The 26535-nt window shown below is 68.5% G+C and carries 23 protein-coding genes and 1 riboswitch; of the genes, 7 read left to right on the forward strand and 16 right to left on the reverse strand.

What is annotated here, in order from left to right; translation table 11 throughout:
• Positions 1-15: 15 nt before the first annotated feature.
• Together Ahu01nite_RS32060 and thyX are read left to right on the forward strand one after the other, a co-directional pair.
• Positions 16-921, forward strand: a complete 906-nt coding sequence (locus Ahu01nite_RS32060; RefSeq protein ID WP_203840427.1) for an alpha/beta hydrolase family protein — start codon at positions 16-18, stop codon at positions 919-921.
• Between the two features lie 10 nt (positions 922-931).
• The gene (gene thyX, locus Ahu01nite_RS32065; protein ID WP_203840428.1) at positions 932-1651 is read left to right on the forward strand and encodes an FAD-dependent thymidylate synthase; all 720 of its coding nucleotides are present in this window, start codon (positions 932-934) and stop codon (positions 1649-1651) included.
• Here the strand turns inward: thyX and Ahu01nite_RS32070 are convergent.
• The gene (locus Ahu01nite_RS32070; RefSeq protein WP_203840429.1) at positions 1648-1959 is read right to left on the reverse strand and encodes a DMT family transporter; all 312 of its coding nucleotides are present in this window, start codon (positions 1957-1959) and stop codon (positions 1648-1650) included. The genes thyX and Ahu01nite_RS32070 overlap by 4 nt on opposite strands.
• A 17-nt stretch (positions 1960-1976) precedes the next feature.
• A riboswitch (guanidine-III (ykkC-III) riboswitch) is annotated at positions 1977-2044 on the reverse strand.
• Between the two features lie 154 nt (positions 2045-2198).
• On the opposite strand from Ahu01nite_RS32070, the gene Ahu01nite_RS32075 reads away from it, so the two are divergent.
• Positions 2199-2531, forward strand: coding sequence for a hypothetical protein (locus Ahu01nite_RS32075; RefSeq protein ID WP_203840430.1), 333 nt, complete (start codon positions 2199-2201; stop codon positions 2529-2531).
• Here the strand turns inward: Ahu01nite_RS32075 and Ahu01nite_RS32080 are convergent.
• Genes Ahu01nite_RS32080 through Ahu01nite_RS32090 form a run of 3 tightly spaced genes read right to left on the reverse strand, consistent with a single transcriptional unit; the run spans position 2528 to position 7123 of the window.
• Positions 2528-4978, reverse strand: coding sequence for an HAD-IC family P-type ATPase (locus tag Ahu01nite_RS32080; RefSeq protein WP_203840431.1), 2451 nt, complete (start codon positions 4976-4978; stop codon positions 2528-2530). The genes Ahu01nite_RS32075 and Ahu01nite_RS32080 overlap by 4 nt on opposite strands.
• A gap of 4 nt (positions 4979-4982) precedes the next feature.
• The gene (locus Ahu01nite_RS32085; RefSeq protein ID WP_239159310.1) at positions 4983-6419 is read right to left on the reverse strand and encodes a sensor histidine kinase; all 1437 of its coding nucleotides are present in this window, start codon (positions 6417-6419) and stop codon (positions 4983-4985) included.
• Positions 6416-7123 (reverse strand): response regulator transcription factor, encoded by a 708-nt coding sequence (locus tag Ahu01nite_RS32090; RefSeq protein WP_203840432.1) that lies wholly within the window; start codon positions 7121-7123, stop codon positions 6416-6418. Before Ahu01nite_RS32090 ends, Ahu01nite_RS32085 begins: the two co-directional genes overlap by 4 nt.
• Positions 7124-8706: 1583 nt before the next feature.
• Between Ahu01nite_RS32090 and Ahu01nite_RS32095 the strand changes: the two genes are divergently transcribed.
• On the forward strand, positions 8707-10293 hold the full coding sequence (locus Ahu01nite_RS32095) for a glycosyltransferase family 39 protein (RefSeq protein ID WP_203840433.1): 1587 nt from the start codon (positions 8707-8709) through the stop codon (positions 10291-10293).
• Here the strand turns inward: Ahu01nite_RS32095 and Ahu01nite_RS32100 are convergent.
• The 7 genes from Ahu01nite_RS32100 to Ahu01nite_RS32130 form a co-directional block, all read right to left on the reverse strand.
• On the reverse strand, positions 10269-10670 hold the full coding sequence (locus Ahu01nite_RS32100) for a DUF6010 family protein (RefSeq protein WP_203840434.1): 402 nt from the start codon (positions 10668-10670) through the stop codon (positions 10269-10271). The two genes, Ahu01nite_RS32095 and Ahu01nite_RS32100, sit on opposite strands and share 25 nt — an antisense overlap.
• Positions 10671-10776: 106 nt before the next feature.
• Positions 10777-11613, reverse strand: coding sequence for a fructosamine kinase family protein (locus Ahu01nite_RS32105; protein ID WP_203840435.1), 837 nt, complete (start codon positions 11611-11613; stop codon positions 10777-10779).
• Positions 11614-11654: 41 nt separating this feature from the next.
• Entirely contained in the window at positions 11655-12533 is an 879-nt protein-coding gene (locus tag Ahu01nite_RS32110) for an alpha/beta fold hydrolase (RefSeq protein ID WP_203840436.1), read from the reverse strand.
• Between the two features lie 9 nt (positions 12534-12542).
• Positions 12543-13568 carry a glycoside hydrolase family 43 protein gene (locus tag Ahu01nite_RS32115; RefSeq protein ID WP_203840437.1) on the reverse strand — a complete coding sequence of 342 codons (1026 nt, stop codon included), beginning with the start codon at positions 13566-13568 and terminating at the stop codon, positions 12543-12545.
• Between the two features lie 9 nt (positions 13569-13577).
• Positions 13578-16097, reverse strand: a complete 2520-nt coding sequence (locus Ahu01nite_RS32120) for an alpha-L-arabinofuranosidase family protein (RefSeq protein WP_203840438.1) — start codon at positions 16095-16097, stop codon at positions 13578-13580.
• Between the two features lie 581 nt (positions 16098-16678).
• Entirely contained in the window at positions 16679-17893 is a 1215-nt protein-coding gene (locus tag Ahu01nite_RS32125; RefSeq protein ID WP_203840439.1) for an ion transporter, read from the reverse strand.
• 48 nt (positions 17894-17941) lie between these two features.
• Positions 17942-19147 (reverse strand): cytochrome P450, encoded by a 1206-nt coding sequence (locus Ahu01nite_RS32130; RefSeq protein WP_203840440.1) that lies wholly within the window; start codon positions 19145-19147, stop codon positions 17942-17944.
• Between the two features lie 194 nt (positions 19148-19341).
• Between Ahu01nite_RS32130 and Ahu01nite_RS32135 the strand changes: the two genes are divergently transcribed.
• From Ahu01nite_RS32135 to Ahu01nite_RS32145, 3 genes are read left to right on the forward strand one after another with little or no spacing between them, the layout of a single operon-like run.
• A complete protein-coding gene (locus tag Ahu01nite_RS32135) occupies positions 19342-19656 on the forward strand; it encodes a type VII secretion target (RefSeq protein ID WP_203840441.1) in 315 nt (104 codons plus the stop codon).
• Complete coding sequence (locus Ahu01nite_RS32140) at positions 19653-20900, forward strand: WXG100 family type VII secretion target (RefSeq protein ID WP_203840442.1); 1248 nt, start codon at positions 19653-19655, stop codon at positions 20898-20900. The genes Ahu01nite_RS32135 and Ahu01nite_RS32140 overlap by 4 nt, the downstream gene beginning before the upstream one ends.
• A complete protein-coding gene (locus Ahu01nite_RS32145) occupies positions 20897-21235 on the forward strand; it encodes a hypothetical protein (protein WP_203840443.1) in 339 nt (112 codons plus the stop codon). The genes Ahu01nite_RS32140 and Ahu01nite_RS32145 overlap by 4 nt, the downstream gene beginning before the upstream one ends.
• 24 nt (positions 21236-21259) lie before the next feature.
• Here Ahu01nite_RS32145 and Ahu01nite_RS32150 read toward each other — a convergent pair whose 3' ends face one another.
• The 5 genes from Ahu01nite_RS32150 to Ahu01nite_RS32170 form a co-directional block, all read right to left on the reverse strand.
• On the reverse strand, positions 21260-22582 hold the full coding sequence (locus tag Ahu01nite_RS32150) for an ABC transporter substrate-binding protein (protein WP_203840444.1): 1323 nt from the start codon (positions 22580-22582) through the stop codon (positions 21260-21262).
• Between the two features lie 11 nt (positions 22583-22593).
• Positions 22594-23400 carry a carbohydrate ABC transporter permease gene (locus tag Ahu01nite_RS32155; protein ID WP_203840445.1) on the reverse strand — a complete coding sequence of 269 codons (807 nt, stop codon included), beginning with the start codon at positions 23398-23400 and terminating at the stop codon, positions 22594-22596.
• A gap of 17 nt (positions 23401-23417) precedes the next feature.
• Positions 23418-24278, reverse strand: a complete 861-nt coding sequence (locus Ahu01nite_RS32160) for a carbohydrate ABC transporter permease (protein WP_203840446.1) — start codon at positions 24276-24278, stop codon at positions 23418-23420.
• 19 nt (positions 24279-24297) lie between these two features.
• Positions 24298-26241 carry a beta-galactosidase gene (locus Ahu01nite_RS32165; RefSeq protein WP_203840447.1) on the reverse strand — a complete coding sequence of 648 codons (1944 nt, stop codon included), beginning with the start codon at positions 26239-26241 and terminating at the stop codon, positions 24298-24300.
• Between the two features lie 105 nt (positions 26242-26346).
• Positions 26347-26535 (reverse strand): hypothetical protein (locus tag Ahu01nite_RS32170; protein WP_203840448.1); only part of this gene is annotated, 189 nt, incomplete at its 5' end.

A 26535-nucleotide genomic window follows, 5' to 3' on the forward strand; every position in this document is an offset into this window, starting at 1 on the left:
GAGGAAGGGCACATCATGATCTTCTCGGTCAGCCCGATCGTTCTGGCGGCTCCCGGCCGCGCTGTTGAGCTGCAGGTCAAGGTGACCGCGCCGACAACCGGTGAGCGCCTGCCGATCATTCTGGTGTCGCACGGTCACGGCGCGTCGAACAACCTGTCATCACTCAACGGATACGCACCCCTGGTCACCCTCCTCGCCGAGCAGGGTTTCGCCGTGATCCAGCCGACCCACCTCGACTCGAAAACGCTGACAAAGCAGGTGGATCCCGATGACGCCGAGGCGCCGCTGTTCTGGCGTACCCGGGCGCTCGACATGACCCGCGTCCTCGACCGGCTCGACACGATCGAGGAAGCGGTCCCGCAGCTGAAAGGGCGCCTGGACCGGGACAACGTCGCCGTTGCCGGGCACTCGCTCGGCGGGCACACCGCGAGCCTGCTACTGGGTGCGCGCCTGACCGACCCGCTCGACGGCGGACTGGTCGACCTGGCCGAGCTGCGGATCAAGGCCGGCGTGCTGCTCGCCGCGCCGGGTCGTGGCGGGGACGCGCTGAGCGAGTTCGCGGCGAAGAACTACTCCTTCTTCTCGACCACCGACTTCACCGGGATGGCCACGCCCGCGCTGGTGGTCGCCGGTGACCGGGATGCCTCCCCGCACCTGACGACCGCGGGCTGGGAATGGCACACCGACCCGTACCGGCTGGCGCCCGGGCCCAAAGATCTGGTGGTCCTGGCCGGAGCGGAGCACGGCCTCGGTGGCATTTCGGGGTACGACGCGGCCGAGACCACCGACGAGGATCCCGGGCGCGTTGCCACGGTGGCCCGGCTCGTTTCGGCGTACCTGCGGAATGCGCTTCTGGGTGATGCCGAGGCGTGGCGGGACGCGCGCGATTCGCTGACGGGTGGCCGGGTCGAGGGCAAGTAACGTATCCGCAATGACCGAGCCTGACTTCCGCCACGACGTGAGCGTCACCCTCGTGAAGAGTGCCGCGGCGGACGCGGATGTGCTGTTCGCCGCGCGGGTGTCGACCGCGGGTGAGGCGTCGCTGGCGGAGCTGGACGCCGACCCCGGGAAGTCCAAGGGCCTGATCAACTACCTGATGCGGGATCGGCACGGTACGCCGTTCGAGCACAACTCGATGACGTTCCTCGTCCAGGCGCCGATCTTCGTGTTCCGCGAGTTCCACCGGCACCGCGCGGGCTGGTCCTACAACGAGGAGAGCGGGCGTTACCGGGAGCTGGAGCCGGTGTTCTACACGCCGGCCGCGGACCGCCCGCTCGTGCAGTTCGGGCGTCCCGGAAAGTACGAGTTCGCCGAGGGCACCGCGGAGCAGCACGAGCGGACGCTCACGGCGATGGAATCCGCGTACCGGCACAGCTATGCGGCGTACCAGGAAATGCTGGCTGCGGGGATCGCCCGGGAAGTGGCGCGGGCTGTGCTCCCGGTCGGTCTTTTCTCCTCGATGTACGCGACGTGCAACGCCCGCTCGCTGATGCATTTCCTGTCGCTACGCACCAAGCGGGACAACGCGAAGGTCCCGTCGTTCCCGCAGCGCGAGATCGAGATGGTGGCGGAGCGGATGGAAGCGGAGTGGGCAGCCCTGATGCCGCTGACCCACGCCGCCTTCGAGACCCACGGCCGCGTCGCGCCCTAGAGGAACTTGAGACCGGCGACCCCGGTGACCACCAGGAGCAGGCAGACGATCCGGGGTAGTGAGGCCGGCTCGCCGAGCGACACCATCCCGTAGACCGCGGTGACGACGACACCGATGCCGACCCACACGGCGTACCCGGTGCCGACCGGGATGGTGCGCAGCGCATAGCCGAGACCGGCCATGCTCAGCACGAGCGTGGCGCCGAACAGAGCGGTCGGCAGCGGGCGGCTGAGGCCGGCGCTGCGGTCGAGGGCGGCCGCCCACACCGTTTCCAGCATTCCGGACAGCACGAGAACGAACCAGGCCATGACGAACCCACCTTTTGACAGCGGTCGTCTTGGCAGGCCGGGTACGACACACACTCGTCCGGGATGTCCGCGTTGCGGCATCCGTTTCAGGATGGCAAACGGGGCGGGTCCGGGCAACGTCGGCGCCGGTCAGAAAAGTCACCACCTCGAAGATGAATTCTTCCGGCATCGATCGACGTGATCGGCGTGCGACCTTATCCTTACGACTCCACCAACCCTGGGTTACGGAAGGTCAGCCGATGTCCGACTCGCCAGTTGACGTCGAGACGTGTCCCGACGGAAGTGTCAAGCTGCGCCCGCACGGCCACATCGGACCGGAGGACGCCGTCGAGCTCCGTCAGGTCCTCGTGCACACCGTCCGGCACGTCCGCCCCCTGCGCCTGATCCTGGACCTGCACGACGTCTCCGAGCTCGACCCCATCAACCTCGGCACGCTGACCGCGGCGTGCGCGCTCGGCGACGACCATCACGTCGTCGTCTTCCTGGACCACTCCTCGGCCCGGATCGCCGCGCAGCTCGCCGCCGCGGGCGTTCCCCACCAGCGTCTCCGGCACATCATGGCCGTGAATTAACCCAGTCCCAGGACCTTCTCCAGCAGCCGGAAGCGGAAAGCCGCCGTGAGCGCGGCGAACCACAGCACCAGTGCCGGCAGCACCACCTCGAAAACGGGTCCGGCCGGGCCGGTCAGCCCGAAATAGTCCGACAGCACGGGGACGAAGAGCACAGCGACAAAGACCGCTATGAGTACGCCCACCAGCGCGGCCGGTCGCCGGTCGCGCACCGGTGCGGTCCACGCCGCGAACAGCGGCAGCGGCGGCGCCAGGAAGAGAATGAGCACGAACGACGCCAGGCAGAAGAACGTCGACAGGCCGGTCTGCGCGCCGATCGTCGCCGCCGCCGCGGTGAAGTCGGTGTCGGTGTAGCTCAGGCCGGTGTAACGCTCGAACCGGCTGATGACCTCGGCCGGTGTGCTGTCGTTGAACCCCTGGCTCACCGTCTCGTAGAGGTACGCGTAGATCGCCGTACCGAACCCCGCCGTCACCACCGCCACCGGGAGCACGAAGCGCGCCAGATTGGTCAGCAGGCGCTTGTCCGGGGGCAGCGGCTCGGCCCACACCGTCAGGAAGAACGTCGGCACGCCGACCGTCAGCAGCGTCAGCCCCACCTGCGTCGGCGAGTACGGGAACCCGAGGCCGAGCATGCTGACCGCCAGGATGACCAGTCCCTGGGTGGCGACGCGGGCCAGGAAGACGTACATGGAGATGCCGATGCCGGCGATGATCCGGCGCCCCTCGCGTTGGGCCGGCAGCAGCGCGGCGAACGAGTCGTCGACCAGCACGATGTCGGCGACGTCCCTGGTGACCGCGCTGCCGCTGCGCATCGCGACGCCGACCTGGGCGCCCTTGAGCGCGCGGGCGTCGTTCACGCCGTCGCCGATCATCGCGACGTAGTGGCCCTGGCGGCGCAGCGACGCGACGATCCGTTCCTTCTGCTCGGGGGCGACCCGGCCGAACACCGTCGTCCGGCCGACCAGCGCGTCGAACGCCGCGTCGTCGAGGTGGTCCAGGCCCGCCCCGCTCACCGGGCCCCCGCCGTCGTCGAGGCCGGCGCGGGCGGCCAGCGCTGCGACCGTACGTGGATCATCGCCCGACAGGACCTTGATCGTCACGCCGTCGGCGTGGAACCGTCCGATGCTGTGCGCCACCCCGGGCCGGAGCTCGTCGGCGAGCGCGACCAGCGCCACCGGTTCCAGGTGAGGCAGCGCGGGATGCCCGGCATCGTCACGAAGCGCGCCGCTGGAACGGGCCAGCAGCAGCACCCGCAGCCCTTGATCCGCGTGCGCGGCCACCCGCTGGTGGAGGTCGCCGATCGTGAGCGCGTCGGGGGCGCCGAGGATCCAGGTGTCGGTGCGGGTGGTCACGCCGGACCAGCGCAGCGAGGACGTGAACGGCACCTCGTCGCTGACCGTCCACGCGTTGCCGGGCAGGCTCTCCAGCAGCGCGGTAGTGGTGAGGTTCGGGGTGGTCGCGGTGCGGGCGAGCGCGCCCAGCGTCGTGCGTACCTCGGCCAGGTCCATGCCACCGAGCGGTTCGATCCCGTCGAGGGTGAGCCGCCCGGTGGTCAGCGTCCCGGTCTTGTCGGTGCAGACCACGTCCACATTGCTGACCGACTCGACAGCGTTGACCTGCTGCACGAGCGCACCCCGCCCGGCGAGCGTGGCGGCCCCGGCGGTGTACGCGACGGCGATGAGGAAGAACAACCCGTACGGCACGAGCCCCGACAGCACCGCGGTGATCTGCACGACCCGCAGCAGGCTGAACCCCTCGAGCAGCGCCTGCGCGACGATCGCCCCGCTCATCAGCACGGTCAGCACCATGACCAGCCGGACCACGAACTCGATCCGCCGCTGCAGCGGGGTGCGGTCCGTCGTCACCCGCCGAGCCTCCGCGGTCAACCGCCCCGCATAACTGTGCCCGCCGATGTCGCGGGCGAGCTGATACCCGTCCCCGGCGACGCACAGGCTGCCGGAGCGCAGCTCGTCCCCGGCCGCCTTCGCCACCGGGTCCGACTCCCCGGTGAGCAGGGACTCGTCCGCCTCGACCCGCTCCCCGTCGAGCAGCGGGCCGTCCACGACGATCTGGTCACCGGCGCGGACGCGCAGCACGTCACCGCGTACCACCCGCTCCGGGGCGACCTCGGTCTCGCGGCCGTCGCGGATCACGCGTACGAAGGCGCGGTCGAGCAGTTGCAGCCCGTCGAGCTTGCGCTTGGCCCGGATCTCCTGACCGGCACTGATCAGCGCGTTGATCAGCCCCAGTCCGACACTGATCAGCGCGTCGGAATACCGCCCCAGCGCCAGCAGCGCCGCCCCGATGACAAACAGAATGACATTGAAGAACGAGAACACGTTGGTACGCAGAATCGCGCCGTATCCCCTGCTCCGGCCCGCGGCGACGTTGACCTCCCCCGCCCGCACCCGCGCCGCGACCTGGGCCGACGTCAATCCTTTTTGTCCCACTTGGTCAGGATATAGCGTCTCCTGTCCCGTCGGTGGCAGGCAACCGGATCACGACCCTGGTGCCGTGCGGGACGTTCGGCTCGACCTGGACGGTGCCGCCGTGCTGCTCCGCCGTCTGCGCGACGATGGCGAGCCCCAGGCCGGAGCCGGGCATCGAGCGGGCCGCCGTCGCGCGGTAGAACCGGTCGAAGATGTGCGGGCGGTCCGCTTCGGCGATGCCGGGGCCGGTGTCGGTCACGGTGAGTTCGCAGCGGCCCGTCTCGTCGGTACGCAGCCCGGTGTGGACGGTCGCGCCCGCCGGACTCCACTTCGCCGCGTTGTCGAGGACGTTCAGGATCATGCGTTCCAGCTCGCCGGGGCGCCCCTGCACCGTGCACGGCGTCAGCGAGGTCGTGAACGTCAGCCCGGGCGCCCGGATGCGCACCCGGGTCAGGGCAGCCTGCGTCACCGCCGTCAGGTCGACGGGTTCGACGTCCTCGCGGGTGGTCTCGTCGCGGGCCAGCTCGACCAGTTCGGTGGTGAGGGTGGCCAGCTCGGTCACCTGGGCGTCGAGGTCGTGCAGGAGTTTCGTGCGATCCTCGGGCGGCAGCCGATGGGCGAGCTCGGGGTGACGTTCCACCTCGAGGAGCAGTTCGATGTTCGTACGGATGCTGGTCAGCGGCGTCCGCAGCTCATGCCCCGCGTCCTCGACCAGCGTGCGCTGAGCGGTCCGGGCGGTGTCGATCGCCGTCAGCAAGGTGTTGACCGAGCCGGCCAGCCGCGCGATCTCATCGGCACCGTTGATCGGGATGGGCCGGGTCAGGTCCATGGTGACCGCGACCTCTTCGACGGCGCCGGTCAGCCGCTGCACCGGCCGCAGACCCGCCCGCGCCACGGTCCGGCCGAGCACGGCTGCCCCGGCGATGCCGACCGCGCAACAGGCGAGCAGCGCGATGGCGAACACCACGAGCGTACGGTCCCCGGGGGTGCGGTTGACGGCGACCTGGACCGCTCCCCCGCCGGCGATCGGCACCGTGACCATCTGATAGCTGACCGCCCCGACGGTGACCTGCTCCTCGGCGCGGACACGGCGCCCGGCGGCGACCTCCCGGGCCCCGGGGGTCACCGGAAGAGCAATGCCAGCTTTGTTCCGTACGCCACCCTGGGCATCAAGGATCTGCCACCGCGGCCCGGCATCGCGCCGGAACCGTCGCGGCGGCCCAGGCCCACCCCGGTGCTCCTCCACGACGGGCCCCGTGGCGAGCCATTGCGCCGGGTCGGCGGCGATCGTGGTGGCATCGGAGGTCAGATCGTTCTGCAGCTGACGATGCTGAATCTCCGCGACGGTCGCCCACGCCAGCCCCGCGACGACCAGCACGGCGAGCGCCACCGCCCCGGTCACCAGCAACGACAACCGGGCATGCAACGTACGCCGCCCCCACCACGTCCCCACCCTTCTCACGGCCCTTCGCTACGCAGCACGAACCCCACTCCGCGCACGGTGTGCAGAAGCCGGGGCTCACCCGCCTCCTCCAGCTTGCGCCGCAGATACCCCAGGTAGACGTGCACGCTGTTCGACGTCTCGCCGAAGTCGTAACCCCAGACGTTCTCGAACAGCGCCGCCCGCGACAGCACCTGCCGCGGATGCCGCAGAAAAACCTCAAGAATGGCGAATTCCGTACGCGTGAGCCGCACCGCCCGCTCCCCCCGCCACACCTCCCGGCTCCCCGCATCCATCCGCAGATCCTCGAACGTGAGCAACTCCCCCGCCGGCGCCACCGCCGTCTCCTGCGCCCCCGCCGTGATCAACGACCGCCGCAGCAACGCCCGCAACCGCGCCTGCAACTCCTGCAACGCAAACGGCTTCACCAGATAGTCATCGGCCCCGGCATCCAGCCCCGCCACCCGGTCCCCGACACTGTCCCGCGCCGTCAACATCAAAATCGGCACGAGAACCCCGCCACCCCGCAACTCCCGGCACGTCTCAAGCCCATCCAGCACCGGCATACTCACGTCCAGGATCACGGCGTCAGGCTCCCGCCCCCGAACCCGCTCCAACGCCTCCCGCCCATCCCCCGCCGTCTCCACCTCATGCCCCTCGAACCGCAAAGTCCGAGCCAGCGAATCCCGCACCGCCGCGTCATCGTCAACCACCAGCACCCGCACGGCCCACCACCCCCACCCAAGAGTTCCACGCCGAACCCGCCCCGGTACACCGACCGCACCACGTCCCACCTGTCCCGGCACCGGCCGCGCTTCTGCGAGCGGACCCTGGCACCGCCCGGATCACGACCAGCCGGATCACGACCAACCGGGTTGCGACCATGCGGTCCGGTCACCGGCCGCCCGTGTTACGACCAGACCGTCCCGGCACCCGCCGCGTCGCAGTAAGGCGGTCCCGGCCGTGTCGCCGCGAGGCGGTCCCGATACTGGCCGCGTCGCCGCGAGGCGGGACCGGGGCCGGCCGCGCTGGAACGAACCGGCCGGAGCCGCTCGCGTCATGACGACGCGGTCGGCACCGGTGCGCCGGGAACGGCCGCCGAGGCGTTGGGCGCGGGCGGGGCTGCAGGCGCCGCCGACCCGTTCGGTGCGGGATCACCGTTGGTGTTGCCCCGAGGCCCACGGCCGGGGTTCATACCGCCCGGACCGGTGAAGGGCCGGCCCCCGTTGTCACCCCGGGTGCCGTCCCGGTCCCCACGCCCGCCCGGCCCGAACCGCTCGTTCCGGTCCCCACCGTCCCGGTCGAACCTGTGGTGCGATCCACCACCGTCATGCCGGCCGATAACCGCACCAACCGCCGCGATACCGCACCCGACCAGGCATCCCGCCACCAGCAGCACTCCAGCCACCCACAACGGCACCCGCGAACGCCGCGCCCGAGCCCACCGCCCACCACCCGTACCAGCCGCATAACCAGGACCTGCCGCATAACCAGGACCGCCCGCGTAACCAGGCCCCCCGCCCGACGCGACTCCACCCGGCGCAGCCCACCCACCGGGCGCGGCGGCATGGGCGGCATCCCCATGAGGCGCAGCATCCGAGCCATCAACTGCCGAAGCAGGTGCGGCAGTCTGAGCGGCAGGCGCGGCAGTCCCAGCGGCAGTCGCGGCCGGACCAACGCCCGGGCCGGCGGCGGCAGGGCTGGGAGCGGCAGGGCTGGGAGCGGCAGGGCTGGGAGCGGCAGGGCTGGGAGCGGCAGGGCTGGCGGCGGGCACGGCGTCCGGCGGGATCGGTTCCGTGGGTGCGTCGTGTGCTGCCGGGGTGGCAGGAATGCGCTCCGTGGGCGTGGCCGCGTCGCCGGCCGGGGCGACCGGAACGCTGGGCTGGGCCGTGGCGCCATGCTGGGCCGGTGTTTCCCGCGGCGTGTTCTCGTCGCTCACAACGTCTCCTCTGGCGATCGGATCATGGCGATCGGATCATGGGGCTGGATCCCTAGGGCTGGATCCCTGAGCTGGATCCCTAGGGCTGGATCCCTGGAGCTGGATCCCTGTCACTGGATCCTGGGGCTGGGATCGGATGCTCCAAGCTTGCCGACGGTGAATAAGGGTTCCCACAGGCGATCTCTATGAAAAACATAAGAACCTGTGCACCAGCACGCCCGAAACAGGACGAAAGACCCGCACCCCACGAAGCGCGCCACGAGGGCCGTAACAGGGAGAACATGGGTACCGCCGGAGAGCGATGCTCGATCGGGTGGCGGCGAGGGGCTGCCCCGACAACGGTCCGGCAGCTGATGTAGTTTACCGCGAATGATCTCAGCGCTCCGGGCTGTCCCGGTCCGACGTGTGCTGCCCGCACTCATTCCGGGCCTGACGATGCTCGTTCTCGGTCTGCTCGGTGCGACGCGGTCGGTGCTGAGCTGGGATGAGATCGCGAGTGTTGATGTGGCGCGGCGGTCGGTGCCGCAGATCTGGGATCTGATCAACAACGTTGACGGTGTGTTCGGTCCGTACTACATGTTCCTGCATTTCTGGGACGCCGTTTTCGGGCAGACCGTGCTCACCGTGCGGGTGCCGTCCATTCTGGCCATGGCTGCCGCGGCGGCGGTGACCGGGGAGTTGGGCCGGCGCTTGTTCAGCCCGCTGGCCGGGGTCGTGGGCGGGCTCATTCTCTGCTCCGTTCCCAACATTTCCCGGTACGCGTCCGAGGCCCGCCCGTACGCGTTCGCCGTCTTCGTTGCGGCGCTCAGCCTGCTCCTGCTTCTGATGGCGCTGGACAAGCCCGGGTGGGTGCGCTGGCTCGCGTACGCCATATCTGTTGTGGGTCTGGGTGTTGCGCAGTTGATTGCCCTGACGGCGGTCGGCGCGCATTTCTTCGTGGTGCTGATGCGGGTCTGGAAGCCCGAACGGACACCGGTCGACCTGGACAAGGAAAAGGCCGAGCAGTCCTGGTCGAGCCGTAAACTGTTCCTGTGGTGGGCCGCAGCCGCCGCCGTGGGTGCGGCGTGCATCGCGCCGATCGTGATCATGGGTTCGGGACAGCACGACACGCAGCTGACCTGGGTTCCGCCGCTGACCGTCAAGGCCGTGCGTTACATGCCCACCGGGCTCACCGGTCAGGCCGAGATCGCCTGGCTGATCATCGGTCTCGCGGTCACGGCCGCCTGGGTCCGCGCCCGCAACGTCGCGGTGGTCGCGCTCGCGGCGATCGTTCCGCTCGTCGTGGTGTGCCTGGTCTCGTGGCACGGCCCGTCGTTCTGGGTGGCCCGCTACGTGCTGTTCGTCCTCCCGTTCGCCGTACTCCTGGCCGGCGTCGGCCTGGTCCGCGCCCTGCCAGAGGCCCGCGTGCAGCCGCAGACCGGCGCGCAGCCTGAGACGCGCGTGCAGCCGCAGACCGGCGCGCAGCCGGAGACACGCCCCTGGGGTCGTTACGCCCGGATCGCGGCGGTGCTTGTCCTGATCGCCGCGCTGGTCTACCCGGCGCAGTGGGAAGTGCGCGGCAAGACGGTGAAGAACGGCACCGATTACCGTACGGCTGCGAAAATCATCAAGAAGCGCCAGCAGCCGGGCGACGGCCTGCTCTTCTCCCCCGGAAACCGCATCCTGCGCCCCGGCGTTTACTACTACATGGCCGACGCCCCGTACACCCCGAAGGATCTCCTGATCCGCAAGGACGCGGCCGACGTGGACAGCCTCTACGCCGCCGAATGGCCGGGCACCCCCGACCGCGTCGAGTCCGCCACCCGCCTCTGGCTCTTCACGAACAAAGCCAAGGGCGACCCGCTGGAATTGCGTACGGATCTGCGCGATCTGCTGACCGAGGACTACACCCGGACGCAGATCTGGCGGATGAAAGAGGGAACCCTCGCCCTCTACACCCCCAAATCCAGGTCCTGACGTCTCCGCCACGGTGATCGCCCGCCCGTGAAGCACCACAGGGCGATCACCGGATCGCACAACGCGCACCCGAACGACGAATCGTGCACCGAAGGGATCAGCGGCGCCCCACGCCGATGATGCAGCACGTCCCAGACCGTGTGCAGCAGCCACCCGATCCCGATGAACGTCCACGACCGCAGCCCCACATAGGCGACGACCGTCATCAGCGTGGTGAAGGCAAGTTCCCCAAACCCGAAACTGCCCCCACTTATGTACGCCGCCCCGGCGCCCCCGACAACAACCGCGTTGATCCGGCGCCGATGCGGTTCGGGGACGAACGAGAAGATCGCCACCCACACGACCCCGATGACCACCGGCATGACATAGCGAAGCATCTGGCACTCGTTTCCCGCTGAATTCGACAATGCGCGAGAAGCCTAGAAGCGCCACATCCACGGCGAACAGGCCGCTGAGAGCCACGTTCCCACGGAATCCCGCCAATCAGCCCGGCGTCCGGAACGGCGCAAGAGTCGCCCGGATGTGGTCGGCCGCGCCCCAGTCATCGTCGAACTGGGCCAGCACCGCGAGGTGCTGGCGCAGCTGAACGATCGGCATCCGGGCCGGCCAGCCCGCGTCGAGCGACGTCAGCTCGGCATAAACGGCGAAGAACCGCTGCGCCTCGGGCGGGGGCGACGTCGACCACACGTGAGCGAGATCGACCTCGGCCCACGTGTACGACACCGCCGGATCGATCAGCGCCGGGCGGCCGTCCGGGGTGGCCAGGACGTTCTGGGTCCACAGGTCACCGTGGGTCAGGCAGGCCGGCCGATCCGGGAGCAGCTCGGGCAGACGCCGGCACAACCGCTCCAGCGCCACCCGGTCACCGGCGTCGAGTGCCGCCTCGACGCGAGGCTCCCCGAGCCACCGCAGCAACCGATGCTCGGCGAAGAACGCGAACCCGTCCTCACCCCACGTATTGATCTGCCGCCGACGGCCCAGCCAGTTGTCGCTGTGCCACCCGAAGTGGGGGTGGACCGTACTCAGATGCAGCCGCGCCAGCTCATGCGCGAACTGCTCCCAGAAGCTCTCACTGGGCGGCCGGGGTCCCAGCACCGACAACACGAGCAGGTCCCGATCCGCCCGGATCACGTCGGGTGTCGCCACGCCGCCGAGCTCCCGCAAAGCCTTCAGCCCTTCGGCCTCCGCGGCGAAGACACCGTCGTCCGGTGCGTCCGCGAAGGCCTTGACGAACACCGATGGCGCATCCCGGCGGGTCGCTATGCCCGCGACCGCCGCCAGCCCACCCGTCACCGGCTCCACCGAGACGACATCGCGCATCCCCGCCCCCCGCAGGCGGTCGAGAAGAAACCGGCTGGACGTCAACGGCTCGAGACCCAGCCTTTCAGCTCGCCGAGGATGGCGTCGAAGGCCAGGAGCATGAGCGACAAATGGCCCTCGGCCGGCTCCAGGTGGACGGTTGCTCCGGGGACGTGGGTGGCGAGCCAGCGGCCGTGGGCGTACGGAACCATGCGGTCCTGTTCTCCCTGCCAGACGGCCACCGGGGTGGTGATGGCGGTGAGGTCGAAGCCCCATTCCTCGATGAACGCCAGGTCGTCGTCGCGCCAGCCGTTGATGCCGGTGGAGACCGCGGCGCGGAAGGCCGTTGCCATGAAATCGGCGAAGTCACCGGTCAGCGCCCGGCGGTCCACGTCGGAGATGAGGTCGCCCAGCGAGTCAGCGACCTGGTCGCCGGTGACGTCGGTCAGGGCGGGGAGTTGCGCGGTCAGGTAGTCGCCAAGCGGCACTGATCCGGCCACCGCCGCGCCGAACTCCTCGATGTTCTCCGCGCCCATGCCGGCGAGCCAGTCGAGATCCGCCGCGGTGTAGGGGGCGACGCCGGCGACCGTCGCGGCGCCGAGGCAGCGCTCCGGGAGCAGGGCCGCGCAGGCGAGGGCGTGCGGGCCCCCGCCGGACCAGCCGACGGTCAGGAACTGCGAGGCGCCGATGGCGTCGAGGACGGCGGCGACGTCGAGCGCAGCCGACCCGACCGTGCGGCCGGGCTGGGCCGTTGATCCCGCGTAGCCGGGGCGGCTGATCGCGATCGTGCGCAGGCCGTGCTTGGTCGCGGTGGCGACCATCGGGTCGTGGAACCGGGCCGCGGACGGCGTGCCGCTGTGCAGAACCAGGGGCATGCCGTCCGCGGGACCCGCTACCAGATATTCGAGGGTACGGCCGTCCGCCAGACTGAGGTTTGCCATACGCAGACCTTAGATCGGGCCGGCACCACCCTGGGGGATGCCGAAGTGCGGGGTGCCGTCCGCGTTCCAGGTGAGTTTCTGGACGCGGGTGTGCCGGTTGGGGTCGTAGAGGGGGTCTCCGGTGATGTCGCGGTAGTCGCGGGCGTGGTAGACGAGGACGTCGGTGACGCCGTCCGCTCCGACGGTGAACGAGTTGTGGCCGGGGCCGTACTGTTCCGTTGCGGGGTTGCTGGTGAAGATCGGGTCCGGGGTCTTGGTCCACGACGCGTTCTTGAGCAGGTCCGCCGTGGCGCTCGCCGAGATCAGGCCGATGCAGTAACGCGCATCGGTGGCGCTGGCCGAGAACGAGATGAAGACCTTGCCGTTGCGTACGATGACCGCTGGCCCCTCGTTGACGCGGTAGCCCTGGATCTCCCAGCTGCGCGTCGGGGTGGCGATGCGGACCGGCTTGGTGCGCAGGGTCCACGGGTTGCTGAGCTCCGCGATGTAGAGGCTCGAGTTGACCGCGATCTCCGGTTCGCTCTGCGCCCAGACCAGGTAGCGGCGGCCGCGGTGCGCGAACGTGGTCGCGTCCAGCGAGAAGCTGTCCCATTCGGTGGCGATCTGGCCGCGCAGGGTCCAGCCCGCCGGGTCGCGCGGGTCGGCAAGAGCAGATTCCAGCACATACATGCGTACGCGGAAGACGTCATCGCTGTCCCCGGCGGCGAAGTAGATGTACCACTTGTCGTCGATGCGATGCAGTTCCGGCGCCCAGATGTGCCCACCCATCCGGCCGGAGCCGGGGCGGCGCCACACCACGGATTCCGTTGCCGCGCCGAGCCCCGCGATGCTGGGCGCGCCGCGGACGATGATCCGGTCGTACTCGGGGACGGAACCGGTGAAGTAGTACTGCCCGGCCACCGGCCTGGTGATGAACGGGTCCGCGCGCTGGCTGATCAGCGGCGGGTTCGCGGCGACGGGCAGTTTCAGGACACCGACTCCGGCGATACCCAGGCCCCCGCTGAGGAGGCCGCGGCGGGTTATGCGATGCGTCATGGCGATCCCCTAACGAAGTGACAGGCGCAGGAAGGTGACAGAGTTCGGCGGGAACGTGCGGGTGAACGTGGACCCGAGCCCGCGCACGGTGCTGGTCACGGGTTGGATCGGCTCGGCGGTGCGCGTGTTCTGTTCACCCGGGTCGCCGGTGATAACCGTCTGCTCACCGACCGGTGCGACCCGCAGACCGCCGAGGTCCACCTTCGTGATCGCCGCCGTGTCCTGGGCGTTGACAACCTTGACAATCAGTTCACGGGTACGGTCGTCGCGCGTGACCACCTGCGCGAACGGCTCGGTCACCTTGTCGTCGTCGAAGCTGCCCCATTCCTCGCCGTTCAGGACCAGCCGGACGTGCGTGCCGCGAACCTCGATGCGCAGGTCGTACGGCGTACCCGTGGTCACTGAGTTGGGTTTGGTGAGCAGTTGCTCCTTGGCGCTGGTGAAACCCTTCTCGACAGCGCCCTGGGTGTTGTTCCAGCCGCCGAGGTTCCACCAGTAGAACTGGCCGGTCTCCTGCACGCCGAACGCCACCAGGAAGCCCTCGGCTCCGGCGAATTTGGTCGCCGTGACACTCAGGTCGTAGTCGGTCTCGCCGATGGTGGCCGCTTTGACCATCGTGTCCTGCGCGGATGTGTCGCTTTGGACATAGGCGCCGTCGACAACGGACCACGAACCGCGCGGTTGCACCGGCGTCCAGCCGTCGGCGTCGCCGTCGTTGAAGTCATCGCTGTACAGCACCGTGCCGTCCGGACGGGTCACCCGGACATCGTCGTAGCGGGCCGACGTTGCCCATGTGGACAACCCGATCGCGCCGGTGATCGGCTGGGGTTGCACCACCGCGCCGGTGGCGGTACTCGGCACGACCCGGTCGCCGACGTTGTTCATGAACAGCTTCTGCATCTGATAGCTGGTCGAACCCCACGACTCGTCGTTGTCGAACCAGATCATGTCCGGGCGCCACTGCACATTGTCGATGTTCGCGAACAGCGGGGCGTAGGACGCCATCTTCACGACGTCGGCGTTGCGCTCGAGGCCGGTCATGTACGCCGCTTCGGACAGCGAATTGAACAGTTTCGCGTCCTGGGAGGCGTATTCACCCAGGAAGACCTTCGGGCCGCTGCGGGCGTACGTGTCATAGCGGTTGTTGTTCTGCAGGAACCAGCTCGGGCTGTTGTAATAGTGCTCATCCACCATCGCCACCCCGGCCGCGCGGTTCTTCGCCCACAGGTTGTCGAAGGTGGTCCCCTGGTCATCCGGGCCCGAGTTGCTGATCACCGTGAAGCCCGGATGCGCGGCCTCGATCGCCGCACGGAACTGCACAAAATTGGCCCAGTAGGCGTCGGGCAGGTTCTCCTCGTTCCCGACCGCGATCGAGGTGAGCCCGAACGGACGAGGGTGGCCCATTTTCGCGCGCACCCTGCCCCAGGTCGAGGTGACCGGCCCGTTCGCGAACTCGATAAGGTCCAGCGTGTCCTGGATATGCCGCCGCAGCAGCGCGGGATCATCGGTCGCGCGATTCTGCCCACACCCGGTCACCAGCGCCGGCACCACGGGCAGCGGCATCGCGCCGACATCCTCCGCGAACTGGAAGTACTCGTAGTAGCCGAGCCCGTAGGACTGGTTATAACCCCAGAAATTGCTGTTCGTCGCCCGCGTCTCGACCGGCCCGATGGTGTCCTTCCACTGGTACGAACGCGAACGGGGGAAACCACTCGCCGCGTCGTACCCGTACATGCTGCCGGTATTGACCAGGCACCCACCGGGGAACCGCACAAAGCCGGGATTGAGCGCCGCGACCTTCTGCGCGAGATCCTTACGCAAACCGTTCGCGCGCCCCTTGAACGTGTCCCGCGGGAAGAGCGAAACCTCATCAAGCCTCAGCGTCCCGCCGCCGGCTGCAAGAACGGACAGCCTGCCATCATCAACGGTACGCCCGGAGCTGAGCGAAACGCTGTACTTCCGCCACTTGTCCCCGCGCACGATGAGCGTCCGCGCGGCCGCCCCGGTAAGCCCGACGGTCAACGCCGTCCCGGTGGGATTGTCGCTACGCGCCCAGACGGAGAAGTCGTAACGCGCACCGGCCTTGACCGCGAATCCGGTGTTGTACCCGGCATTCGTCACGCCGTACCGTCCACCGGCCACTCCGGTCAGATCAAGCTTGAGGTACGTCCGATTACGCTCATTCAAACGCGCATCATCGTTCACCGTCGTCGCCGACCCGCTGCCCCCACTGTCCGCTGTGGGCGTCCAGGCGGTCAGCCCGTTGTACGACCCGTTGTCCGCGGGCAGAAACTCAAACGAGCGATTGCGCACAAGCTCGGCGTACAACCCGCCATCGGCCGCATAGTTGATGTCCTCGAAGAAGACGCCATACATGTCATCACTGATCGCGGGCCCCTTGGCCCGCGGATCCACCGTGATCGTGTAATCAGCTTCCACCGCACGAGCCTGAACCGGGGCGGCACCCGTCAACGCGACGGCCACCAGCACCGCCGTCGCCGCCGTCATCAGCAGCCGGGCATGGGACATCCGTGTCCTCCCGTTGTGAGCGTTAACAACAACGGCAGTGATTATTCTCGATGTGTTACCACGAGTCAACGGAAGTGTTACCGACAGTCGCCCTTGCTATGACACCGCGATCGAGCCCGGCCCCTCACCGCGCTCAGCCCGGCAAGCTAACCCAAACCAGCCCCTGCCTCGGTCCCGGCCTTTCGGCCCCGGTGCCTCCGCCCTGGTCCTGCCCCCGATCCGCCCGTGCCCCCGATCCCGCCCGTGGCCCCGATCCTGGCCCTGGCCCTGGCCCTGGCCCTGGCCCTAGCCCTGGCCCTGGTTCCGGCCTGACCCCGGTCTGGACACGGCCCGCTCTGGACACGGCCCCCTCTTGTCACGGCCCCCTCTTGTCACGGCCCGGTCTGACCACGGCCCGGTCTGACCACGGCCCGGTCTTGTCACGGCCCAGCCTGACCACGGATTCGGCTCTTTCATGGTCACTACTCACGGCGTCTGTCCAGGCTCGGCCCCGACCCAGGTAGGGGGCCCGACCCAGTCAACGCCACGGTCACGGCCAGGCCCGACCCGGGTCAGGATTGCGGCCCGGTCGCCCGTCCGGCTCAGATACGTTCCGGCTCAACCTCTGCCTGGCCCAGCCGCTGCTCCAATGCGTCGAGCGAGGCCCGAAGCTCGGCAATGTGATGCCGAACCGGCAACGCGACATCGGCCGGCACCGCGACCCCCGACAGAACGACTCCTGACAGAGCGACCCCTGGCGCGGCGACACCCGCTCCGGCAACACTCAACCCGGCCCGGTCAACCTCGCGCACTCCGCTCGGCCCCAACCCCGAATTCACATGCGCGCGCCCGAACTCATACTGCACATCCGAACCGAACCGCTCACTCCCCCGCCCGGCACCCGAACCGAACCGCTCACCCTCAGGCGCACCATCCGAACCGAACCGCGCAGCCCCTTCAGCGACTCCCACACCGGATCGCTCACTCTCGTGCACAACCCGCACACCAGATCGCTCACCCTCATGCGCGACCTGCACACCAGATCGCCCACCCTCGTGCACAACCTGCACACCGGATCGCTCACCCTCGTGCGCGACCTTCACGCCGGATCGCTCAGCCTCGTGCGCCTCCTGCAGGGCGGTGAGTACCAGTCCGACAAGCAAATTGGTCAGCAGATAGCAGGCGGCGACCATATAGGACACGTAGTATAGGACAGCCCAGTCACTGACTTCGCGCCCGGCCTCCAGCGTGTCGGTGATCCCGTCCAGTGACAGCAGCAGGAACAGCGTCAGCATCGCCTGGCCGACCGTGCCGTAGCGCTGCGGGTAGGCGTCCGCGAACATCATCCAGCCCAGCATCGCGTACCCGTAGATGACCAGGACCGTGATCAGGACGAAGCTGCCGAGACCCGGCAGGGCCTTGCGGATGCCGACCAGGATGACCCGCAGGCTCGGGAAGAGCCGGAACGTACGCAGGATGCGCGCCAGCCGCAGCAGCCGCAGGATCGTGACGTTCTCGCGCACGCCCGGCAGCAGCGGCGCCACGACGATCGCCAGGTCGAACAGATTCCAGCCGTCCCGGAAGAACCGGCCCGGGGTGGCGAGCTGCGCACCGAAGCGCACCAGCAGCTCCACCGCGAACAGAACTATGCAGAAACGCTCAATCAGCTGAAGCAAAGACCCGGCTGCGCCGACCACGCCGTCGTAGGTTTCCAGGCCCAGCAGCAGGGCGTTGACCACGATCACGGCGAAGCCCGCGAGATTGAACCAGGCCGAGTCGACTACGGCGGCGCAGCGACGGGAGACTACATAGGACATTACTGTGGACGCTCCTCGGACGGTGAGAAAACCGCCGGGATCGTAGCCTCACCAACGAACGGGGAGCGCGTGCAGGCTCCGTACGATCATGCCTTCCTTGAAGTGGAGCTCGTCGACCGGCACGTCGATCCGCAGCGAAGGGAGCCTGCCGAGCAGCCCGCGCAACGCCTCCTGCAACTCCATGCGCGCCAGCTGCGCACCGAGACAATGGTGGACGCCCGCGCCGAAGCCGAGATGCGCGCCGTTCGACCGCAGCACGTCCAAACGATCAGGATCGGACACCAGCGCGGGGTCCCGGTTGGCAATAGCGGTCACCGGCAGGATGGCGGAGCCTGCGGGCAGGCGTACGCCGCTCAGTTCGACCTCCTCGGTCGCCACCCGGATCAGGCCGACGCCGCCCGCGCCGAGCTGCACGAACCGCATCAGCTCCTCGACCGCCTGCGGGATGCTCTCCGGTCGCTCCTGCAGCCGGGCCAGCTGGTCCGGGAACTGGTGCAGGGTAAGCAGAAACATGTTGATCTGGTTTGCCGTGGTCTCATGCCCGGCGATCAGCACGGTCAGGCACAGCCGCACCAGCTCACTCTCGGAGAGCCGGTCCCGGTCGTCGCGGGCGGCGATCAACGCGGTCATCAGATCATCGGCGGGCCGCTCCCGCTTCACCGCGATCAACTTCTGAAAGTACGCCGACAGGTGCCCGAACCCGGCCTGAATCTCCTCCGGTTTCGCCGTCGAATCGCTCAGCACGACATCGGACCAGCCGTGGAACTCGTGCCGATCCTCCGCCGGCACCCCGAGCAGCTCGCAGATAACCCGAACAGGCAGCGGAAGAGAGAAATTCTCCACCAGATCCGCGGGCTGCCCCAGCTTCACCAGCCGATCGATCAACTCGTCAACCATCTCCACCACCCGAGGCCGCAACGCCTCCACCCGCCGCACGGTGAACGCCCCGGCCACCAGCCGCCGCAGCCGCGTGTGCTCCGGCGGATCCATGCCAAGAATAGAGTCGGTGGTCGCCTGCCCGAGCCCCGGATCGGGCACGCCCGGCTTGTTCGCCTCAGCCCGGCTGAACCGCGGATCAACCAGCACGGTCCGCACATCCTCGTACCGCGTCACCAACCACCCGGTCGACCCATCAGCCAGCCGGAACTCCGCCACCGGCCGATCCCGCTGCAACTCGGCGAGCTCAACCCCCGGATGAAAAATCGACCCCGGCGGCGGCAACGGAAAATCCACAGGCGCACGGTGCTCGGTCATCGAACCCCCTCCGGAGAGTGACGTCCCCACAACATATCGAAGTTTCGCGATCAATGAAGTAGCCGCCAGACAGGCATTCATGGCGGCAGCGGGACGCGGGTGGCCTGCCCAATCATGATCGTTTACCGTGGGTGCTCGGTCTGCGGGGGATCGGGGGGCGGTCGGCGATGAGTGGCGAGAGTGTGCGGTTTCCGGTGGATGAGGTGCGGACGCATGCCGGGACGGTCGATCGGGTAGCCGGGGACGTGGAGACCGCACGGAGCGCGGTCCACGAGGTGAGCATGGACACCGGGGCGTACGGCCAGTTGTGCCAGTTCCTGCCCGGTCTGCTCTCGCCGCTGTTCGGACTCGCCCTCGAGGCGATGAACGAGAGTGCGGACGCGCTGCAGGAGACCGCCACGAAGTTGCGTGCCGCCGCCGACGAGACCGAGAGCACCGATCAGGGCACCGCGATCCGGGTCCGGGCCGCGGGTTCCGCTGCGACGCCCGCGATCGAGCTGCCACTGTGAGCGACAACGCGCTGGTCGTAGCCCCGCAGGACTCCACAACCTGGTCGACCGGGCTCGGTCTGGTCGACGACGTTCACCAGGTCGCCGACGGAATCCACAGCAACAGCTGGGTGGACGGCACGCTCGGCGGGGTGGGCGCGTCGCTCGACATCCTCTCGATGGTTGTCGACCCACTCGGCACGTTGGTCTCCTGGGGTGTGTCGTGGCTGATGGAGCATGTCAAGCCGCTCAAGGAGGCGCTGGACTGGCTGGCCGGCAACGCCGACGAGATCGCCGCGCACGCCGCCACGTGGAAGAACGTCGCCACTTTCACGGCGCGGGCCCAGTCGGATTTCGCCGCTCGGCTGCGTACGGAGGTGTCCGGGTGGTTCGGATCGTCCGCCGACGCGTACCGAGGTCATGCCGAAGCTCATCTCTCGGCCCTCGACGGCATCTCGACCGCCGCGTCGGGCATCTCGTACGCGGTCGAAGGCGCCGGGCTTCTGGTCGGCCTGGTCCGCGGAATCGTGCGGGATCTCATCGCCGACTTTGTCGGCACGCTCGCCGCCAGGCTGCCGCAGTGGCTGGCCGAGGAGGGCATCACCCTCGGGCTCGCCACACCGGTCGTGGTCGGTCAGGTAGCGGCACTGGTCGCGAAGTGGGTCAACAAGATCCAGCATTTCGTGCGGGCGTTGCTCGGCAGTCTGCGCCGGTTGTCCCCGATGCTCGACAAGCTGGGCGAGGGCATCACCGGCTTGCGCGATCTGCTGCGCCGGCTGGCGAAGTCCGACCCGGTATCCCCCAAGCCGGTCAAGGATCCCCTTGGGCCCAAGAAGCCCGAGGACTACGAGTTCAACATGGTGGAGAACCCTGGGCCTCTGGCCGAGGGCGATGCTCCTCCCGCGGCGAACTTCGCCGGCGGCCGGTACGACGAGGTAACCCTGGCCGAGGACCGTATTCTGTATCGCGGCGGCGACAGCACAGGTAACGGGTTCGGCCGGTGGTTCACCACCGAGCCGCCGCAGAGCGTGGCGGAGGTGCGTATCGACACGGCAGTCAAGCCCCAGTGGCTCAACGCTGACGGGAGCTGGAACGGTGCCTCGCCGATCGACTCGGTCTTCGCGGTCAGAATTCCAGCGGGAACCAAGGTCTACGTCGGGCCGGTGGGCTCCATGGGTGGGGTGCACGTGGGCGGCGGCAACCAGATCTACATCGAGTCACCATGGAACGGCGGCGTCGTGGTCGGAAGCACACCCCTGCCATGACGACGCCACTCGAACCACGGGAACGCATAGCTGTTGCTGTGCCGATCGCGATTGAGCTGCGGGAGCTGGTTCTGCGCGAGGCGGAGCGGGGCTTTCGGATGGCCTGGTACGACCGGTTGCGCCAGGTGGTCGACATTCTGGAGACCGACGACGACCCGGCTGAGGTGCTGAAGTATGCCGGTCTCGCCTTCGACCAGCTCTACTCCGGTGGCCGCAACTTCGGTGACTTCATCATCGTCCGGCCTGACGCCGAGCGGACCGCCGCTGAGAATAAGCGGGTGCGCCGGCTGACAGGCGAGTTGCGCGAGTTGCTGCACCGGCGGCCCGGGGAGTGAGCCGGGCCGCCGGTTGCGCAGGAGCTATTCCTTGACGGGGATGGCCTGCGACTTCAGGGTCTGGATGGTGGAGGCCTGGGCGGCCGTGAGTGCCTCGGTGAGGGAGCCCTTGCCCGACACCGCGGCCTTGAAGCCGTCCGAGGCGTTGGCGTAGGTGGCGGTCATGGTCGGGCCCCAGGTGAAGTCGGGGGCGACCTCGGTGGAGGCCTGCGCGAAGACCTCGTAGATCTTCTGGTCGCCGTAGAACGCGACGCCCTTCGACAGCGCCGGGAGCGTCGTGCCGGCGGTCGTGGCCGGGTAGAGGTTGGCCTTCTCGTTGAGCAGGGTGAGGGCTTCCTGGTCCGTGTTGAGCCAGAGGGCGAACTGCGCGGCCTCGTACGGGTGCTTCGAGCCCTTGAAGACCGCCGTCGACGAGCCTCCCCAGTTGCCCGCGGACTTCTCGCCCGCCGACCACTGCGGCATCGGGGCGACGCGCCATTTGCCGGCGGTCTTCGGCGCGCCGCTCGCGATGGAGTTGGCGCCCCAGACGGCGGAGACCCAGGTCCAGGCCGAGCTGGAGTTGTAGGCGTTGTCCCATTCGGTGGTCCACGGCGGGACGGTCGAGACGAGCTTCTTGCTGATCAGGTTCTGCCAGTAGTCGGCAACCTTCTTCGTCTTGTCGTCGGTGAGGTTCACCGTCCAGTTCTGGCCGTCGTTGGCGAACCAGCGGCCGCCGGCCTGCCAGGTGAGGCCGGCGAACTGGTTGATGTCGCTCTGCGAGAAGTTGGTGATGTAGCCGCCCGCGGCGCGGACCTTCTCGGCCGCGGCGGCGTACTCGTCCCAGGTGGTCGGGATCGCGATGCCGTTCTTCTCGAACAGGTCGGCGCGGTAGAACAGCGCCATGGGACCGGCATCCTGGGGTACGCCCCAGGCGCCCTTGGCGTCGCCGAAGCTGACCTGGTTCCACGTCCAGGGGATGAACTGGTCCTTCGCCTTGGCCACGTTGTCGCAGGCACCGACGTCGACCAGGCCGTCCTGCACCCGGAAGCTGGGCAGCGCGTCGTATTCGATCTGGCCCAGGTCGGGGGCGTTGCCGGCCTTGAGCTGGTTGAAGAAGTTCTGGTACGTGCCGCCGTTGCCGTTCGGGCCGGTCTGCACCTTGACCTGGATGTTCGGGTTCTTGGCGTTCCAGACCTTGACGACGTCCTCGATCCCGGGGATCCACGACGTGTAGGTCAGTGTGACCGGGCCGGCGGACGACGGGGCGCAGGCCGCGGCAGACGCGTCGGTGCCGGAATCGGAATCGGTGGACGAGCAGGCGGTGAGGAAGAGGGCCGGAACAATTAACGAGGCGAGTAGACGACGCACGGATACACCTTTCATTTGACAGCTCCGGCGCCGAGACCGTTGCGCCAGAAGCGTTGGAGGAGAAGGAATGCGACCACGAGCGGGGTGATCGAGAGCAGGGCGCCGACGATCACCAGGCCGCGGAGCTCGGGGACCTGGTTGACCTGGGTGTTCCAGGTGTAGAGGCCGAGCGTGACCGGGAACAGCCGCTCGTCGCTGAGCATGATCAGCGGGAGCAGGAAGTTGTTCCAGACCGCGACGAAATGGAAGAGGAAAATGGTGACGAGGGCCGGGAACATGAGCCGGGACGAGACCGTGAAGAACGTCCGGACCTCGCCGGAGCCATCTATGCGGGCCGCTTCCAGCAATTCCTCGGGTACGCTCGCCGCCGCGTAGATCCGCGCCAGGTAGACGCCGAACGGGTTGACGAGGCTGGGCAGGAAGACCGCCCAGAACGTGTTCGCCGCGCCCGCCTTGCTGAAGATGAGGAAGAGCGGCAGTGCGAGCGCGGTGGCCGGGACGAGCACCCCGCTGAGCACGATGTTGAAGAGCAGCTCCCGGCCGCGGAACCGGTACTTGGCCAGCGCATAACCGCACATCGCTGCCAGCACCGTGCCGAGCAGGGCAGCTCCGCCGGTGTACGCGATGCTGTTGAGCATCCAGCGCAGGAACACGCCGTCGCGATACGTCACCAGCTCGCGGATGTTGTCGACCAGATGGAAATCGGCGAACCACATGGGCGCCGTACCCGTGAACTGGTCGTTGTTCTTGGTGGCCCCGACGAACAGCCACCAGATCGGGGCGAGGAAGTAGATCGTGCACAGACCCATGACGGCCATGACGCCGACGCGACTTTTCACTGCTCGGCGCTCCGGCGCTGGGTCGCCCTGAGGAAGGCGAACGAGAGGACGAACGTCGTCAGGGCCAGCACCACCGAGAACGCCGCGGCCAGGTTGAAGTTGGGGATCGACGAGGTGGAGTAGACGGTCAGGTTCGGCGTGTACGTGCTGGTGACCGCCGAGCTGAAGCTGCGGAACACCTGCGGCTCGGCGAGCAGCTGCAGGGTGCCGATGATGGAGAAGACCGTGGTCAGCACGATCGCCGGCAGCACCAGCGGGATCTTGATGGACCACGCGATCCGGAACTGCCCGGCGCCGTCCATCCGGGCCGCCTCGTAGACCTCGGTCGGGACGGCGAGCAGCGCCGAGTAGATGATCAGCATGTTGTAGCCGACGTAGACCCAGGTCACGACGTTCGCCATGGACCAGAGCACGAGGTCGGCGGAGAGGAAGTCGATCGCGCCGGTGACCGGCTTGAGCGGGGACAGGTTCGGCGAGTAGAGGAAGCCCCACATGATCGCCGCGATGACACCCGGGATCGCATACGGAACGAAGAACGCGAGGCGGAAGAAGCGTCGCCCCTTGACGAGGCCGGAGTCGAGCAGCAGCGCCAGGATCAGCGCGACCCCGAGCATCACGGGCACCTGCACCACACCGAACGCGGCGACCCGGCCGAGCGACGCCCAGAACGGGCCGTCCTGGAACACCCGCTGGTACTGGTCGAGACCGCCGAAGACCTCGCGGACCGGCCCGAACGTGCCGCTGCGCTCGACCTTGTAGAGCGACTGGACGATCGCGTACCCGATCGGCACCAGGTAGAACGCGATGAAGAGCGCCCCGAAGGGCACGACGAATATGGGTACGGCTCTGTTCTTCATGACACTTCCCCGAGACTCTTCATGCGACTTCCCCGAGCCGGATGACGCGTACGGCGCCGGCGGGCACGAGCAGCGACCCGTCGACGGGCTCGCCGGTGACGAGCTCGTGACCGGTGACCGGGTGCTCGACCGGCTTGGCGCCGTGGTTGATGACGAAGCGGAACGGCCCGCGCCGGACGATTTCGAGCTCGCCCGCCTCGGCCGTGGCCCCGACGGCGTCGCGCAGGACCGTGCGCAGGTCGGCGGGGTCGAGGTGGGTGGCGACATACCAGGCCCGGCCCGCGCCGTACGAGTTTCTGGTTACGGCGGGGACGTCTTTCAGCGGACTCTGGGCGTACGCGAGGAGGGGCTCGGCTGTCGTGAGTCGTAAGCGCTCGGTCCAGACGGTGGCCTTGCCCCCGCCGTGCAGGGGAATCTCCTGCCCGGGCAGGAGCGGCTGGAACTCCTCGGTGACCACGCCGAGCAGCTCCCGGAACGCACCGGGGTAACCGCCGAGCCGGACCCGGTCGTCCTGATCGACGATCCCGCTGTAGAACGTGACGACCGCGTTGCCGCCCGCCCGCACGAAGTCGGTGATGGCGGTCGCCTCGGCGTCGGAGACCATGTGCAGGCACGGCACAACGACGGTGCGATAGCGGCTGAGGTCGGCGCCCGGCGCGACCACGTCGGTGGTCACACCCAGATCGCGCAGGCCACGGTACGCGGTGTGCACCTGATCGAGGTACGTGACGTCCTGTGACGGGCGTGCCTCCGTGTCGGTCGCCCACCAGGATTCCCAGCTGAAGATCAGCGCGGTGTCCGCCTCGACGGTCGTCCCGGCGACGTCGGCGAGCCGGTCCACGGTGGCCGACAGTTCCAGCACCTCACGCCACAGATCGGTGTCCGTCCCGGCGTGCGGCACGATCGCGGAGTGGAACTTCTCGGTGCCCTGTGCCGACGCCCGCCACTGGAAGAAGCAGAGCGCGTCGGCACCGCGGGCCACATGGGTCAGCGAGTTGCGCAGCAGCTGCCCCGGCTCCTTGGCCACGTTGTACGGCTGCCAGTTGACCGCGCTCGTCGCCTGCTCCATCAGCATCCACGGCCGCCCCTTCGCCAGCCCGCGGGTCAGATCGGCGGCGAACGACAGCTCCGCGACCGGGTCCCCGAGCCGGTGATCGAGGTAGTGGTCGTTGGCGATCACGTCCATCTCGGGCGCCCACGACCAGTAGTCCAGGTTCCGGATGTGCGCGGTGACCATGAAGTTCGTGGTGACCGGCACGGTGGAGTGGCGGCGCAGCACCCCGGCCTCGGCGCGGTAGTGGTCCAGCAGCGCATCGGAGGAGAACCGCTGAAAGTCGACGAGCTGCGCCGGGTTCCGCGCGGATAGCGTCAGCCTCGGCGGCCCGACCTCGGCGAAGTCGCTGTACCGCTGGCTCCAGAACGCGGTCCCCCACGCTTCGTTGAGCTTCTCGACGGTGCCGTACTTCTGCGACAACCACTCCCGGAACGCCGCCGCGGAATCCTCGCAGTAGCAGAGTGCGTTGTGGCAGCCCAGCTCGTTCGAGATGTGCCACAGGTCGACAGCCGGATGGCTGCCGTAGCGGCGGGCCAGCTGCTCGACCAGGCTCAGCGCGTGCTCGCGGAACACCGGCGAACTCGGGCACCAGGCCTGCCGCCCACCCGGGAACCGCGTCGTCCCGTCCGCGGTCACCGGCAACACCTCAGGATGGCGATGCGTCAACCAGGGCGGCGGCGACGCGGTGCCCGTACCCATATTGATCTTGATCCCGTTGTCGTGCAGCAGCCCCACGATCTCGTCGAGCGCGGTGAAGTCAAAATCGCCAGGCCGCGGCTGAACGCTCGACCAGCCAAAAACATTGATAGCCACAAGATCTATGCCCGCGGTACGCATGAGCGCCATATCCTCGCGCCACACATCCGCCGGCCACTGTTCGTAGTTGTAATCGCACCCGAGCCGGATCATGGAGGTCCTTCTGGCCGTGTGTGCACGTGCACACATTTCCGCGCGCTGACACATCGATGTCAGATGTGTGAACGCGCACACACTAGACACGCCCGCGCCGGCCGGTCAATAGCCGTCGTGCCCCAGCGTCAACTCCCGCATCTGCCACTCCCCCGCTCGGCAACCTGTCGCCCTGTCCAGCCTGGGCTGCCGCCGGGCGTGCCGGGCCGGGCAGGCACGCCGGGCCTGCCGGGCCTGCCGGGCCTGCCGGGCCTGCCGGGCCTGCCGGGCCTGCCGGGCCTGCCGGGCCTGCCG

This window comes from Winogradskya humida, assembly GCF_016862215.1.
Classification (GTDB): Bacteria; Actinomycetota; Actinomycetes; order Mycobacteriales; family Micromonosporaceae; genus Actinoplanes; species Actinoplanes humidus.